The organism is Nocardiopsis dassonvillei subsp. dassonvillei DSM 43111 (assembly GCF_000092985.1).
Lineage (GTDB): Bacteria > Actinomycetota > Actinomycetes > Streptosporangiales > Streptosporangiaceae > Nocardiopsis > Nocardiopsis dassonvillei.
Window position 1 is genome coordinate 5,062,580 of sequence record NC_014210.1, and the last position, 14,753, is coordinate 5,077,332.

A 14,753-nucleotide genomic window follows, 5' to 3' on the forward strand; every position below is an offset into this window, starting at 1 on the left:
GGACACCCTAGGGTTCCGCTATGGGTGTAATGCGTAAGCGTGTCCTTGTTCGCGTACTTCTGGGCTTCCTCGCTGCGGTCGTGGTGCTGGCCCTGGTCGGCGCGCTCCTGGGGATATGGACCGTCCGGAGGTCGTTCCCGGAGACATCAGGAGAACTCCCGCTCCCGGGGCTGGAGTCCTCCGTCACCGTGCTGCGCGACGAGCACGGCGTCCCCCACGTCTACGCGGACAACACCCACGACCTGTTCATGGCGCAGGGCTTCACGCACGCCCAGGACCGCTTCTGGGAGATGGACTTCCGCCGCCACGTCACGGCCGGGCGCACCGCCGAACTGTTCGGCCCCGACCAGGTGGACACCGACGTCTACCTGCGCACCATGGGCTGGCGGCACGTGGCCGAGCAGGAGTACGAGCTGCTCGCCCCGGAGACGCAGGCCCACCTCGACTCCTACGCGGCCGGGGTCAACGCCTGGCTGGCCGAGAACGACGGCACCAAGGCCAGCCTGGAGTACGGGCTGCTCTCCGTGCTCAACGGCGGCCACGAGATCGAGGAGTGGACGCCGGTCGACAGCCTCGCCTGGCTCAAGGCCATGGCCTGGGACCTGGGCGGCAACATGACGGAGGAGACCGAGCGCGCCCAGCTGCTCGACGCCGGGATGACCCGCGAGCAGATCGAGGAGCTGTACCCGGCCTACCCCCACGAGGAGCACCTGCCCATCACCGACACCGACGAGCACGGTCAGGCCGGGGCCGACGGGGAGTCCGGGGGTTCCGAGGACTCCGACGAGGCTGACCTGCGGGAGGCCGACGAACGGCGCACCCCCGAGCTGCCGGAGGAGGCCGTCACCGCGCTGACCGGGGTGGCCGCCACCGCGGCGTCACTGCCCTCGATGCTCGGTCCCAGCACCAGCCCCGACCTGGGGTCCAACTCGTGGGTGGTCGGAGGCGAGCACACCGAGAGCGGGCTGCCCCTCCTCGCCAACGACCCCCACCTGGGCGCGTCGATGCCCTCCACCTGGTACCAGATCGGCCTGCACTGCACCGAGCTCACCGAGGCGTGCCCCTACGATGTCAGCGGCTTCAGCTTCTCCGGCCTGCCCGGTGTGATCATCGGGCAGAACGAGTCGATCGCGTGGGGGTTCACCAACCTCAACCCCGACGTCATGGACCTGTACGTGGAACGGATCGAAGGCGACGGCTACGTGGTCGACGGCCGGACCAGGCCGCTGGAGACCCGTGAGGAGACCGTCCGGGTCGCGGGCGGCGAGGACGTCGACATCGTCGTGCGCTCCACCCACCACGGGCCGCTGCTGTCCGACACCGCCGCGGGCGCGAACCTGGAGGCGCTGGCGGAGGAACCGGAGCTGGAGGGCGCGGAGGAGGGCGAGTACGCCGTCGCCCTGCGGTGGACCGCGCTCCAGCCGGGCAGGACCGCGGACTCGATCTTCGCGCTGAACCGGGCCCGGGACTGGGGCGATTTCCGTGAGGCGGCCAGCCGGTTCGAGGCCCCCGCGCAGAACCTCGTCTACGCGGACGAGGAGGGGAACATCGGCTACCAGGCCCCCGGCCTGGTGCCGGTGCGCGGCGAGGGCGACGGCCGCTACCCGGCGCCCGGCTGGGACTCCGCCTACGACTGGGAGGAGTACCTCCCCTTCGAGGAGCTGCCGAGCGTGTACAACCCCGAGTCGGGCGTCATCGTCACCGCCAACCAGTCGGTCGTGGACGCCGACTACGAGCACATGCTCACGAGTGACTGGGACTACGGGTACCGGTCCCAGCGGATCAACGACCTGCTCACCGAGGCGATCGGCGAGGGGCCGGTGACCGGTGAGGACATGTCGCGCATCCACATGGACTCCTTCCACGGCGGCGCGGTCGAGGTCGTGCCGCACCTGTTGGAGGCGGACGTCGACGGGGTCACGGCCCAGGCCCAGGAACAGCTGCGGGAGTGGGACCTGTTCACCGGGACCGACTCCGCCGGGGCCGCGTTCTACCAGGCCACCTGGCGCCACCTGCTGCCGCTGCTGTTCGACGAACTGGAGCCGCTGACCATGAGCGGCAGCTCGCGCGGGATGTACGTGGTGGGCCGGCTGCTGGAGGACCCCGATTCGGACTGGTGGCGGGGCACCGAGGCCAGCGGGCGCGAGGAGGTGCTGGCCGCGGCGATGGACGCCGCCGCCCAGGAGCTGACCGAGCTGCTGGGAGGGGACCCCGCCGACTGGCGCTGGGGGGACCTGCACACCCTGACCGCGACCCACGAGTCGTTCGGAACGTCGGGCATCGGTCCGGTCGAGTGGCTGTTCAACCGGGGCCCGGTGGAGAGCTCGGGCGGGGCCAGCATCGTCAACGCCACGGGCTGGGACCCGACCGCGGGGTACGCGATCACGGCGGTGCCGTCGATGCGGATGGTGGTGGACCTGGCCGACCGCGACGCGTCGACCTGGGTCCACCTGACCGGCAACTCCGGACACGCCTTCCACCCCAACTACGACGACCAGCTGGAGCCGTGGAGCCGGGGTGAGACCCTGCCGTTCGCGGTCACCGAGGAGGCCGTGCGCGCGGCCGCCACGGACGAACTGGTCCTCAACCCGTAGAGGAAGTCGTCCGGAACCGGCGCGGGTGGGAACCATGGGGTTCCCACCCGCGCCGGTCTCGTGCTCACGGTGCTCGTCGGCGGGTACCGGGTCCGGGCTGAACGCACGCCCTGCCGGTGTGACGCGGGTGGGCGGGGCGGACGGGGACGGCGGTACCGGCGCGCACCCCGGGACGGGTGTGCCCTTCCGGTCGAAAGCCGAGCGGTACCGTCGCGCGTCCCGAGGCAGGCGTGCCGTTCCAGACCGAAGCCGAGCGGTACCGTCGCACGCCCCGGGGCAGACGTGCCGCTCCAGAACGAGGCCGAGTGGCACGGGCGCACATCCTGGGACAGGCGTGCCGTTCAGATCCGAAGCCGAGCAGGACCGGCGCGCACCACCGCCGGTCAGACCGGGTCGGACGACCGCAGCGGGAAGCTCACCCCGGTCATCTCCTCCGACAGCGTCCACAGGCGCTTGGCGGCGCGACCGTCCCAGGCGGCCTCGCTCCGGCTGGACAGGGCGGGGGCGCCGCGCGTGCCGCCCATGGCCTTGGGTCCGGCGAAGGCCGCGCCGGGCACGTCCTGGGTGGCGGCGTAGATCGTGGGGAGGGCGCCGTTGGCGGCGCTCTGGGCGAAGACCCTGTTGCCGAGCATGAGGGCCGCCCTGGAGATCGGGTTGGCCCCGTGGCTCTGGAGGTTGGTGGCCGCGTAGCCGGGGTGGGCGGCGGTGGAGAGCACGGGGGAGCCCACCGCGTCCAGGCGGCGCTGGAGCTCCAGTGTGAACAGCAGGTTGGCGAGCTTGGACTGGTTGTAGGCCCGGTAGGGCGTGTAGCCGCGGTCCAGGTTGACGTCGTCGAAGTCGATGCCCCGGGCCATGCGGTGCATTCCGGAGGAGAGGGTGACCACCCGTCCGGTGACGTGTTCCAGGAGCAGGTTGGTCAGGGCGAAGTGGCCGAGGTGGTTGACGCCGAACTGTGTCTCGAACCCGTCCTTGGTCACGCCCTTGGCGACCGCCATGACACCCGCGTTGTTGATGAGCAGGTGGAGGTCGCCGTTCCAGGCCTCGGCGAAGGCGCGCACGGACGCCAGGTCCGCCAGGTCCAGGTGGCGCACCTCGGTGTCACCCCGCACCCCGGCGGCCTCGGCGCGCCCCTTGGCCACGTCGCGCACGGCCATCACGACGCGCGCGCCCGCACGGGCCAGGACGCGTGTGGTCTCGATGCCCAGGCCGCTGTTGGCTCCGGTGACGACCGCCGTACGGCCGCTCAGGTCGGGGATGCTGACCGCTGTGGTGTCCATTGCGCCACGGTAGGCGAGCGCACCCGGGCTGTCCACGGCGGCCACGGAGAGCGTGACACCCCGGGCTGTCCGCAGTATTCACAGCAGTCACAGACACCACGTCGGCCACAACACCCCGGGCTGTCCCTGGTGCCCCGGGCCGTCCCTGGCGCCCCGGCTCCCCCGGGCTGTTCCCGGCTTCCCGGCTCCCCCGGGCCGCCCCCAGCCCGCCCGGGCTGTCCACGGCGGCCACGAGGACCGCGGGGGCGTCGGTCTATCCTGGTTTCCATGGCCGACCGCCCCTACCACCACGGAGACCTGCGCGCCGTCCTGCTCGCCAACGCCGAACGCGCCCTGGCCGAACGGGGGCAGGCCGCGCTGTCCCTGCGCGAGATCGCCCGCGAGGCGGGGGTCAGCCACGCCGCGCCGGGCCGCCACTTCCGGGACAAGCAGGCGCTGCTGGACGCGCTCGCGCTCAGCGGTTTCGAGCGCCTGACCGAGCGGTTGGAGGCGGCGGAACCCGAGGCGGGTGACGCGCGGACCCGTGTTCTCGCCCTGGCCAGGGCCTACGTGGGGTTCGCGGGGGAGCACGCCGCACTGCTCGACCTCATGTACGCGCGCAAGCACGACCCGGACGTCTCCGAGCAGCTGTACGCCGCCGTGGGGCGGCTGCTCGAACGGGTGATGCGCCCCATCCTCGACGCCCAGGCCGCCGGGGAGATCGCGGGCGGCACCCCGGAAGCCGTCACGATGACCGTGTCCGCCGCGATGCACGGCCTGGTCGCGCTCACGGCCACGTCCTCCCCCGAGGAGATCGACGCCAAGCTCGCGGACATGGTCGGGGTGCTCTTCGAGGGCCTCGGGCCGCGCTGACACCCGGGTCCCGAACCGGACGGCCGCCCCATACGTCCCACGGGCGAGGTACCCCCGGGGCGTAAGGCCCCCGAGACAGAAGAAGGCCCCCGATGGAGTTCTCCGGTGACTTCGAGACCCACCTGACCCTGGACGCGACCGCCCCCGGGCGCGTCGCGGAGGCGTCGGAGTGGGCGCGCGAGCACGGGCTCAAGTTCACCCACATCGAGCTGGACCGGGGCGAGTCCCCGTCACAGCCGATGGTCACCTACCACTCCGACGGGAGCACCCTGGCGCGGGAGCTGGCCGTGGCGGAGCGCTGGGCGGCCCTGCTGGCAGGGGCCGGGTTCGCGGTCACCCGCACCAAGCTGGAGGTGTCCCGCCGGGCCGCCGGGGTGCCCTGGGACCGGGAGGAGGCCGAGCTGTTGCCGGAGTCGTGCTACTTCGAGACGCACGTCAAACTCCTGCTCCCCGCGTCGGCCGACCTGGCGGCGCTGTCCGCGATCGTGGAACCCCACCGCGCCCGGTTGTCGCGCAACGCGCGCAGGGTCCGCGACGACGGCTTCCAGGAACGGTTCGTCACCCAGCGGTGCTCACGTGTGGGCCACAGGGAGGCCGCCCGGTTCGAACACGCGCTGTTGAAGGCCCTGGAGAGGGCCGGGGTGACCTTCGAGGACAAGGAGGGGTGGCAGCCCAGGGTCCTGTCCGTCGAGCGGGAGTTCGTCGTCCACGACACCGCCCTGTCCGTGGACGCGGGGTGGATGGACGCCGCCCCGGTCCGCGACGCCGACGAGGTTCAGCCGAGCGTGTACGCGCCGGACGGCTACCGGCAGCGCCCGCCCGGCACCTACGTGCCCAACACCGACGGCCCCGAGGCGAGTCAGGGCAAGGTGTTCGACCCCGCGCTCAAGCACCTGGACGACGCCTACCGGGCGGGTGAGCCGGTGTTCACCGACCCCGGCCTGGGCTCCCGCTGGTGGGAGGCCAACCGGCGGGCGATGGAGCTGGCCCTGCGCGCGATCTCGGGTACACCGTGGCGGGACGGCCTCATGCTGCGCGGCAGCATGCTCATGCCGGTGTGGGTGGGTGACGCCGCCCGGCGCCCCCGAGACCTGGACTTCGTGGTGGTCCCGGCCGAGACCGCCCCGTTCGGGGACCCGGCCGACCGCATGTTCGCGGACGTGGTCGGGGCCGTCACGGACGCTTCCGCGCAGGGGATCTCCTTCGACGCCGAGGGCGTGCGGCTGGAGAGCATCTGGACCTACGAGCGGGCCCCGGGTCGCCGCGTGGTCGTCCCGTGGCGGGCCGGGGGCCTGCCCCCGGGCACCGTGCAGATCGACGTGGTGTTCAACGAGTCGCTGCCCGAGCCGCCGGTGGCGGTGTCGGTGGCGGGGTCGGACGTGCTGGCGGCCGGGGCGGAGCTGTCCCTGGCCTGGAAGGTGCTGTGGCTGTACACGGACACCTACCCGCAGGGCAAGGACCTCTACGACGCGGTCCTGCTGGCCGAGAGCGCGCGGCCCTCGCGTGAGCTGCTGGTCGGTGTGCTGCGCCCCGAACTGGGCGACCGGGCCGAGACCGTGGACGAGCGCTTCCTGCGGGAGGAGGGCAGCCTCGACTCCGACGAGTGGGACGACTTCGTCAGCGACTGCCCGTGGGTGGAGGGCGACGCCGGGGAGTGGGTGGACCGCTTCGAGGCGGCGATGGCCCCCGTGTTCCGGGGGGAGTGAGCGGGTTCCGGAAGGAGCGAGCGGGCTCCGGAATGGAGTACGCGGACTTCGGGAGGAGCGAGCGGGCTCCGCGAGGAATGAGCGGACCGCCCCCCTTTTTTTGCGGGGGGCGGTCCGTGTGTCCGCGGGCAGGGCGCGGGGTGAGACGGTGTGCGGGCACGTCGAGATGGGCGGGCCCGGGGGACCCCCCGCTTTCCAGCAAACCGCGATCGGCCCTCACTCCGCCAGCCCTGTTCCGTGCCTGTGCACAACCTCCGGCCGGGGTGGAACGCGTGCCGTGCCCGGGGCGCGGACCGACCAGGCACGGGCCGGTCAGGCACGGACCAACCGGTCAGGCACGGACCGGTCAGGCCGGACGGACGAACGGGTCGGCGGGCGGGTCGTAGGCGGTCTCCTCGTCCAGCAGCCACACCCACTCCGGGCGCCACTCGGGGGTACGGCCGGCCATCTCCGCGGCGACGTCCCCGACCCACACACCGACGCCGAGGGCGGACTCCGTCGACCACTCCGGCCGGTGGTCGTAGGCCCGGTCGACCTCCACCGCGTCGGGAGTCGCCCGGGCGCGCAGGAAGAACCACGTGCCGTGCTCGGGGTGGCCTTCGACCCGGCGCAGTTCGTAGTCGTGGTGGCCGCGCGGTTCCTGCTGGATCCGGTTGCCCCCGGCGTCCACCAGCGTGGACTGGCTCTGGCTGTTCCCGCCGGTGATCGTGTAGGTCACTTCGCCTCCGTGCTCGGCGGCCAGGCCGCGCAGGAGGTCGCACAGCTCGCGCAGCGGTCCGGTTTCCCGGGGCGCGGGTCGCGGCCTCTCCGCGGCCGTCCGCATCACGGACTCCACCAGGACCGACCACTCCTGGTCGCTGAGTACGCGGGTCCGGCCGCGTTGGGCCGGTTTCTCCGTCCCGGCGGGAAGCGGGGCGGCGGGGCGACCGCCCCCGGAGATCCCGGCGGCGCGGAGGACGCTGGTGGCCGCGGCGGTGTCGAAGGGCATCGGGTCCAGGAAGCCGAAGTCGACCGCTCCTCCCTCGACGGTGTGCTTCACCCGGGTGTAGAGCCGCTCCCCCAGGTCGTCGAAGGGGTCGTCACCCTCGTCGGGACGCGGGCCCCCGGTCACCGACACCACCTCGTTGACGAGGGCCAGGAGGTGGTGGGTGGCCTCCTCCGGGCCGACGAAGGCGGACAGGCGCATCCCCAAACCGTCCTCGTCCACCTGGTCGTGGTAGGTCGAGCGCGCCCACGTCCCGTCCTCCCACCAGTACACGAAGCCGACGGGGACGCCGCCCTCCAGCCGGGAGATCCACTCCCAGGGGAGCCACTCCGGGGCGTCCGCGTACGGATTGACCGGGGGCCGGAAGGCACTGTCGGTCCTCCCCGCCCGGTCCCAGCCGATGATCAGGTACCGACCGCCCTCGACACGGGCCATCCGCCACCAGTTGCCGCCGCCGTCCTGGAGGAGCAGGACACCGTCGTCCTCGACCCGGTGCCCCTCCGACCAGACGGGGCCGAAGCCGGCGGACAGCGCGATCCTCAGCGCGCCGAGCGTCCAGAGCACCTCGGGGCGCGGCAGGTCATCGGGGCGACCGGGGCTGTGGAATCCGGATGGCACGGGCTCTCTCCTGGTGTCGGGGGTGATCAGGACTTTGTCGCATGTACCTCCGACACTCCGCGCGGCGGGAAGGTTCGGCGCGGCTCCGGAGACACCGCCCGACGGGAGTGCTGGCAGGGGTACTGACGGCAGGGCTGACTAACCTGTGGCCATGCGGGAGATCCGGAGAGAACCGCGCGGGTGGGCCCGTCCGGCCTTCGAGGCCGCGCTGTGGGCCCTTCTGGGCGCGCTGATCGTGATCGAGCTCTCCGGGGTCCGCGACCGGCCGCCGGTCCTCGAAGCGTGCCTCCTGCTGGCCGCCCTGGCCGTCGCGGCGGCCCTGTCCCGTCCCCTGCCGTTCGTCTCCCTGGGCGTCATGCTCAGCGGGGCGGTCCTGCAGACGTCCGCCTCGGGGTTCCTGGTGGTGGAGACCACCGTGATCTCGCCCTGGCTGGCCGTGGCTGTGCTGGCGCTGCTCACCGGCCTGCGCTCGGAACGGGTGCGCCCGGTGGTGACGATGGTGGTCGTGGCGTGCTCGTTCACCCTCGTCCTGCACCTGTCGGCGGGGCTCGTGTTCGGTGCGGGCGTCCGCGCGTTCCTGTCCGACTCCGTGGACTGGCTGGGCGTCGTCCTCGTCATCGCGCTGAGCACGCTCACCCCGTGGCTGTTCGGCCGCTACCAGCGCCTGCGCCGCCGGGTGTGGCGGGGCGGCTGGGAGATCGCCGAACGCATGGAGCGGACCCGCGCGGCCGAGGCCGACCGCGCCCGTCTGCGGGAGCGCGCCCGGATCGCGACCCGGATGCACGACTCCCTCGGCCACGACCTCGCGCTGATCGCGGTGCGCGCGGCGGCCCTGGAGATGACCGCTCTTGAGGACTCCGAGCAGGGCCGGGCAGCCGGTGAGCTGCGCACGGCGGCGCACGAGGCCAACCTGCGGCTGCGGGAGATCATCGGGGTGCTGCGCGAGGACGACGGTGGCGACGGCCACGGTGAAGCCGCTTCCGGACCGGGCGCGGGCGGTCCGAAGGCAGGCGCGCTGAACACGGACGATCCGGGCACGGGCGAGTCGGTGGCGGCCCTGGTGCAGCGCGCCTCGGACGCCGGTATGCGGGTCCGGCTGCTGCGGGAGGGCCCCGATCCGGATCCCGCCGCCCCGGGTGGCGGCGCCGTGCACCGGGTGGTCCAGGAGGCGCTGACCAACGCGGCCAAGTACGCGCCGGAGGCGGAGGTGACCGTGCGGGTGGTCCGCGAGTCCGACCGGACCCGGGTGTCGGTCAGCGACACCGGACCGCCCGGGGCCGTGCGGACGGTCCTGCCCGCGCGGAGCGGGGGCGGGTCCGGCCTGGCCGGGCTGCGTGCGCTGGTGGAGGAGCTCGACGGGAGCTTCGCCGTGGGCCGGGGGGAGGGCGCGGGGTTCACCGTCCGGGCGACCGTGCCCGACCCCGGCGCCGAGGGCGGGGCGGAGGAACTCGGGGAGTCGGAGACGCACCGCGCTCACAGCGAGGCCCGCGCCCGCGCGCGGCGCCGACTGGTGGCCGCCGTGGCCGTTCCGGCCGCGCTGGGCCTGGGGCTGGCGGCGGTCGGCCTGGGCCTGCTGTCCTGGGTGGGCGTCAACACCGTCCTGTCTCCGGAGCGGTACGGGCGGTTGACCGTGGGGGACGACCGGGAGCGGGTGGAGGAGGTGCTCCCCCGGTTCTCCTACCCCGAGCACTCGGTGTCGGCCCGGGCCTCCGAACCGCCCGCGCCGCCCGGTGCCCGGTGCCTCTTCTACCTGTCCCGGTACGAGAACGGGCTGCCGCCGGTGTACCGGCTGTGCTTCGAGGACGGTGTCCTGGTCGCCAAGGACGAGCTCCAGCGGACCGACTGACCGGGCGTCCCAGTAGGGTGTCGGCGTGAACGCGACAGACGGTGCCGGGGTGCTGCGCCTCGTCCTCGCCGACGACGAGGCCATGATGCGCGCCGGGCTGCGCGCGATCCTGTCGGCGGCGCCGGGGATCGAGGTGGTGGGCGAGGCCGGGGACGGTGCCGCCGCCGTGGCCCTGGTCGCCGAGCACCGTCCCGACATCGCCCTGCTGGACGTGCAGATGCCCGGCACGGACGGCCTGACCGCGACGGAGGTCATCTCCCGGGAGCACCCGGGGACGGCGGTGGTCATCCTCACCACGTTCTCCGAGGACGCCTACATCGCGCGGGCCCTGTCCGGGGGCGCCAGCGGGTTCGTGCTCAAGAGCGGGGACCCCCGGCAGCTGGTGGAGGGGTTGCGCGCGGTCGCGGAGGGCGGGGCGTACCTGTCGCCGGAGGTGGCGCGCCGGGTGATCGACGAGCTGGACGCCTCCGGGGGGCGGCTGTCCCGCGCGTCGGCGGCGCGCGAACGCGTCGGGCGGCTCACCGAACGCGAACGCGGGGTGCTGGCGCTGGTCGGCCAGGGGTGCTCCAACGACGAGATCGCCCGTCGCCTGGCCATCGCCCCGGGCACGGTCAAGGTGCACGTGGGGTCGATCCTCACCCGGCTCGACGTGCGCAACCGGGTGCAGGCCGCCGTCGTGGCCTACGAGGCCGGACTGGTCTGAGCCGGACCGGCCTGAGGCCGCGGTCCGGTCCGCTCCCGGACCCAGCCCGCTCCTGATCCGGCCCCGGCCCGGCCCAGTCCGCTCCCGTTCCAGTCCCGGTCCGGTCCCGGCGCGCTGGACGAGAAGCCCGCCGGTGGAAGCCGTCCGCGGGCACCGGTCGGCCCGGGGACACGGGCCCACGGACGCGGGTTCGCGGGTTGTCCACAGGCGGGGATCGGGGCTGGCGGTGGGGGTGGCCGCTGCGGTTCGATGGAATCGGGGGGGTCCCCAGGGCCCCCTCCGTCGGCGTGCCCTCACCCCGTTCCCCACGCCCCCACGCCCCGCTCCCACCGCCCGCCCTACCCCTTTGTGCCTACCCGGCCGCTGCCGTCCAGGCGATGTGCGCCGGGCGCCCCGGCCCCGAGCATGGTCGGCATGAACACCACCAACTCCGTCCGCGCCAGGCGCGCGACCGCCTACGGGTCGGCCGCCCTCGTCCTCGCCGCGGCGTTCTCGATCCCCGCCGCCCTCAACGCGGCCACCGACTCCGGGAGCGTGGTCCTCACCCCGCCCGAACCCACCGGCCCGCACGCCGTCGGCCGGACCGAACTGCACCTGGTCGACCCCGACCGCGGCCACCCCTGGGTGGAGGAGGCCACCGAACGGGACGTCATGGTCAGCGTCTGGTACCCGGCCGGAGAAGGCACCGGCGCAGGCGGGGAGGGCGGCACCTCCGCCGGGGACGGCACGGGCACCGGAGAACCCGCGCCCTACGTCACGCCCTCCGTCGCCGGGGTCCTCAGGAGCGAGCTGGAGCAGGGAGGGCTCCACCGCGACAGCGTCGACTTCGACGCCTTCCGGGTCAACGCCCTCCAGCACGTCCCGGCCGCCGGCACCGGCCCGTTCCCCGTGGTCCTCTACTCCCCGGGGATGGAGCAGTCCCGGTTCCTCAACACCCTGCACCTGGAGGAACTCGCCTCCCACGGGTACGTGGTGGCCGCCATGGACCACCCCTACGAGACGCTCGCCGTGGACATGCCCGACGGCCGGGTACTGCGCACGAGCGCCCCCTCCTTCAGCACCGAGGCCCTCAAGGAGGCCGTCGCGGTCCGGCGCGCGGACACCCGCCTGGTCCTGGACGGGCTGACCGCGCTCGCGGAGGGCGGCAGCCCCGACGCGGGCGGCCAGGAGCCCCCCGAGGGCCTGGGCGGGGCGCTGGACCTGGACGCGGTGGGCATGTTCGGCCACTCCGCCGGAGGGCTCACCGCCGCCGAGGTGATGCTGGAGGACGACCGCGTCGACGCGGGGCTGGACCTGGACGGCACCATCGGCTACCACGTCGGCGACGAGGTGTGGTCGGAGGCCAATCTGCGGGGCGCCGACCGCCCCTTCGCGCTCCTGACGGCGGGGAGGGCCGGGGTCGGGCTCGAACCGCACCACAGCGGGTACAGCGCCGGGTTCCGGACCTTCGTCGAGGCCTCCTCAGTGGACGTCCTGGAGCTGTACATGGCCGAGGGCGAGCACTTCAGCTACACCGACCACCAGTGGGTCCTGCCCGGCGTCGACGAGGCCCTCCAGCCGGGCAGCCGCGCCTGGCCCGACCTGGTGGAGGGGGCGATCGGCACCGTCGACCCCGAGGAGTCGGTCCGGGCGCAGCGCGCCTACGTCACGGCCTTCTTCGACGCCCACCTGCGCGGTGAGCGGGAGCCGATCCTGGACGGCCCCTCGCCGGACCTGCCCGCGATGGAGTTCGTCGGCGAGGACTAGTCCCCGGGCGGGCGCCGGGAGGGCTCGGGCTAGGTACCCGCACCCGGCACCGCGGAGGCCCGGGACGCGCAAGGCGCGTCCCGGGCCTCCGGCCACCGGTAGGGCCCCGTCAGGCTCCTCCGGTCCCTTACACGTCGCGCACGCGCAGTTCGGTGTGGGCCACGATCTGCGCGGCCAGGGCCCAGCCCGCGACCGCGGCGATGTTCACCGGCCCGTCGTGCGGAGCCGTGTAGAAGCCCACGTCACCGCCCGCGTAGAACTCGATCCCGGCCGTTCCCGGCATCAGCGCCGCGAAGTCGCTGATCATCTGCACCTGGGAGAGCTGCATGACCATCGGCAGCCCCATGAGCAGCAGGAACCCCACGATGAACGTGCCCGGCATGCTCCGCGTCGCCGTGCCGATCCCGACGAACAGCACCGCGAACAGCGCCATGCACACGCCCGCGTTCAGCGACGTCACCAGGGTCTCGGCGACGTCGGCGGAGGCGTACCGGCCGACGAACACGCTCAGCACCGCGACCGCCGTCAGCGTGGCGAGCACGCCCGCCGCGAAGGCCAGTCCGGCGGACACCAGCGTGCGCGCGACCAGCACGGTCCCCCGGGCGGGCCGCCACAGCAGCGTGCTGGTGACGCTGCGGTTGCCGAACTCCCCGGTCGCGGTCAGCGCGGCCATCACCAGCACGGCGGTCTGCACCAGGTAGAAGTGCCCCTGCGAGGTGAGCCGCATGAACGCGGCGCCGTCCGCCTCGTCCGGGTTCTCCATGATCCGGGTCCACTCGGTGTAGCCCATGAGCGCGGCGAACACGGCCATGCCCGCCAGCGCGGCGCCGAACGCCCACCACGTGGAGCGCAGGGACGACTGCCGGATCCACTCGGCGGCGACCTCCCGGAACAGGTCCGTCCGGGGGCGGCCCCCGGAGCGGTCGGCCGCCGTCGCCGTCCCCGCCGCCCGCCGCGTTCCCTCGGCGCTCACGGGGGTTTCGGAACCCTCCTTCGCACCCGTGGCACCGGACACCCTCGACACACCCGTCATGCTCTCCTCACCCCTGTCGTCCCGCCCGCTTCGGCTCCCGCCAAGGGCTCGCGCCCCTTCCTTCCGCCACCGGTTCACCGGGACCCCCTGCGTCCCACGCGGCGCAGTGGCCCGGCCGGTCCCGCGGTGCTCCCGGAAGACGCCGCGTTCCCCGCAGCGTCCCGGCCGGAGGCAGCGGGCCCGGAGCGGGCGCCGTACTCGACGGAGTCCCCGGTCAATTCCAGGTAGGCCTCCTCCAGCGAGGCCTCCTCCAGCCGGAGCCCGTGGATCCGCGCTCCCACGGCGTGCGCGTGGTCGCCGACCTCCGTCACCCCGAGCCCGAACACCCTCAGGCCGGTGCTCCGGTCGCTGCTCCGGTCCCGGCCGTCACCCCGGTCCTGACGACCGTCTCGGCCCCGTCCGCCACCGGCACCCCGTGCTGATCGCTCGGCACCGGAGTCACCGCTGTCCCGGACATCACCGCCATCACGGGCGTCACCGGCCTCCCCGACTCCCCGAACACCCCTGTCGTCCCAGGTGTCCTCCATCGCCTCGACCCGCACCGACGGCCCCAGCCGCTCCAGCCCCTCCCGCAGCCTCGCGGCGTCCGGGCTGCGCACCAGCACGTGCGTGCGCGACCAGGCCGCGATCACGTCGGAGATCGGCGCGTCCGCGATCAGCCGCCCCCGCCCCACCACGACCAGGTGGTCGGCCACCATCTCCATCTCGCTCATCAGGTGGCTGGAGACGAACACGGTGCGCCCCTCGTCGGCGAGCCGCCGCGTCAGGTCGCGCATCCACCGCACGCCGTCCAGGTCGAGCCCGTTCACCGGCTCGTCGAACAGGAGCACCCCCGGATCCCCCAGCAGCGCGTCCGCGACGCCCAACCGCTGGCGCATGCCCAGGGAGTACTCGTGGACCCGCTGGCGGGCGACGCCGGTCAGGCCGACCTCCTCCAGCACCTCGTCCACCCGGCTCCTCGGGATACCGCCGCCCGCGGCCTTCGCGGTCAGGTGGGCGCGGGCGCTGCGCCCGGGGTGGGCGGCGTCCGGAGACAGCAGGGCGCCGACCCGCCGCGTCGGCCGGTCCAGCCGCCCGTACTCCCGGCCGTTGACCAGCGCCTCTCCCGACGTGGGCCGGGCCAGGCCCAGCATCATCCGCATGGTCGTGGACTTCCCCGCGCCGTTGGGTCCCAGGAAGCCCGTCACCCGCCCGGGTTCGACGGTGAAGGTGAGTCCGTCCACCGCCGTCCTCCCCCCGTAGCGTTTGGTCAGTTCGCGCACCGTGAGCACGGTTTCCCCTCTCTTCCGCTCTCGTGGTGCACCACGCTAGGAAGAGGGGCCCCGGCCCCACATCTGTGGTTCGTCGGGGACCGGATACGCACTTGTGCCTACCCGGTGCCGCCGGGAGCCGC

At 73.6% G+C, this 14,753-nt stretch carries 10 protein-coding genes; 6 read left to right on the forward strand and 4 right to left on the reverse strand.

What is annotated here, in order from left to right:
• Window positions 1-29 precede the first annotated feature (29 nt).
• Window positions 30-2,594, forward strand: a complete 2,565-nt coding sequence (locus tag NDAS_RS20975) for a penicillin acylase family protein (protein WP_197724859.1) — start codon at window positions 30-32, stop codon at window positions 2,592-2,594.
• 383 nt (window positions 2,595-2,977) lie between these two features.
• Here the strand turns inward: NDAS_RS20975 and NDAS_RS20980 are convergent, their stop codons facing one another.
• Window positions 2,978-3,871, reverse strand: a complete 894-nt coding sequence (locus NDAS_RS20980) for an oxidoreductase (protein WP_041552901.1) — start codon at window positions 3,869-3,871, stop codon at window positions 2,978-2,980.
• Window positions 3,872-4,138: 267 nt separating this feature from the next.
• Here NDAS_RS20980 and NDAS_RS20985 point away from each other — a divergent pair, with 267 nt between their 5' ends.
• Together NDAS_RS20985 and NDAS_RS20990 are read left to right on the forward strand one after the other, a co-directional pair.
• Window positions 4,139-4,723 carry a TetR/AcrR family transcriptional regulator gene (locus tag NDAS_RS20985; protein ID WP_013155246.1) on the forward strand — a complete coding sequence of 195 codons (585 nt, stop codon included), beginning with the start codon at window positions 4,139-4,141 and terminating at the stop codon, window positions 4,721-4,723.
• Between the two features lie 92 nt (window positions 4,724-4,815).
• Window positions 4,816-6,429: a nucleotidyl transferase AbiEii/AbiGii toxin family protein gene (locus NDAS_RS20990; RefSeq protein ID WP_013155247.1), complete on the forward strand. Its 1,614-nt coding sequence runs from the start codon at window positions 4,816-4,818 to the stop codon at window positions 6,427-6,429.
• A 346-nt stretch (window positions 6,430-6,775) separates the two neighbouring features.
• Here NDAS_RS20990 and NDAS_RS20995 read toward each other — a convergent pair whose 3' ends face one another.
• Window positions 6,776-8,032, reverse strand: coding sequence for a hypothetical protein (locus NDAS_RS20995; RefSeq protein ID WP_013155248.1), 1,257 nt, complete (start codon window positions 8,030-8,032; stop codon window positions 6,776-6,778).
• A 151-nt stretch (window positions 8,033-8,183) separates the two neighbouring features.
• On the opposite strand from NDAS_RS20995, the gene NDAS_RS21000 reads away from it, so the two are divergent.
• From NDAS_RS21000 to NDAS_RS21010, 3 genes are all read left to right on the forward strand, one after another.
• Window positions 8,184-9,878: a sensor histidine kinase gene (locus NDAS_RS21000; RefSeq protein WP_013155249.1), complete on the forward strand. Its 1,695-nt coding sequence runs from the start codon at window positions 8,184-8,186 to the stop codon at window positions 9,876-9,878.
• 49 nt (window positions 9,879-9,927) lie between these two features.
• Window positions 9,928-10,581 carry a response regulator gene (locus NDAS_RS21005; protein ID WP_041552903.1) on the forward strand — a complete coding sequence of 218 codons (654 nt, stop codon included), beginning with the start codon at window positions 9,928-9,930 and terminating at the stop codon, window positions 10,579-10,581.
• Window positions 10,582-10,995: 414 nt separating this feature from the next.
• Window positions 10,996-12,327 (forward strand): alpha/beta hydrolase family protein, encoded by a 1,332-nt coding sequence (locus NDAS_RS21010; protein WP_013155251.1) that lies wholly within the window; start codon window positions 10,996-10,998, stop codon window positions 12,325-12,327.
• Window positions 12,328-12,454: 127 nt separating this feature from the next.
• Here the strand turns inward: NDAS_RS21010 and NDAS_RS21015 are convergent, their stop codons facing one another.
• Both NDAS_RS21015 and NDAS_RS21020 read right to left on the reverse strand, forming a co-directional pair.
• Window positions 12,455-13,360 carry an ABC transporter protein gene (locus tag NDAS_RS21015; protein WP_013155252.1) on the reverse strand — a complete coding sequence of 302 codons (906 nt, stop codon included), beginning with the start codon at window positions 13,358-13,360 and terminating at the stop codon, window positions 12,455-12,457.
• A 74-nt stretch (window positions 13,361-13,434) separates the two neighbouring features.
• Entirely contained in the window at window positions 13,435-14,631 is a 1,197-nt protein-coding gene (locus NDAS_RS21020; protein WP_013155253.1) for an ABC transporter ATP-binding protein, read from the reverse strand.
• Window positions 14,632-14,753 lie beyond the last annotated feature (122 nt).

What these genes read in the sequence shown, in the direction of transcription:
- NDAS_RS20975 (WP_197724859.1), top strand. Translation starts at nt 30, where the DNA reads ATGCGTAAGCGTGTCCTTGTTCGCGTACTTCTGGGCTTCCTCGCTGCG.
- NDAS_RS20980 (WP_041552901.1), bottom strand. Translation starts at nt 3,871, where the DNA reads ATGGACACCACAGCGGTCAGCATCCCCGACCTGAGCGGCCGTACGGCG.
- NDAS_RS20985 (WP_013155246.1), top strand. Translation starts at nt 4,139, where the DNA reads ATGGCCGACCGCCCCTACCACCACGGAGACCTGCGCGCCGTCCTGCTC.
- NDAS_RS20990 (WP_013155247.1), top strand. Translation starts at nt 4,816, where the DNA reads ATGGAGTTCTCCGGTGACTTCGAGACCCACCTGACCCTGGACGCGACC.
- NDAS_RS21000 (WP_013155249.1), top strand. Translation starts at nt 8,184, where the DNA reads ATGCGGGAGATCCGGAGAGAACCGCGCGGGTGGGCCCGTCCGGCCTTC.
- NDAS_RS21010 (WP_013155251.1), top strand. Translation starts at nt 10,996, where the DNA reads ATGAACACCACCAACTCCGTCCGCGCCAGGCGCGCGACCGCCTACGGG.
- NDAS_RS21015 (WP_013155252.1), bottom strand. Translation starts at nt 13,360, where the DNA reads ATGACGGGTGTGTCGAGGGTGTCCGGTGCCACGGGTGCGAAGGAGGGT.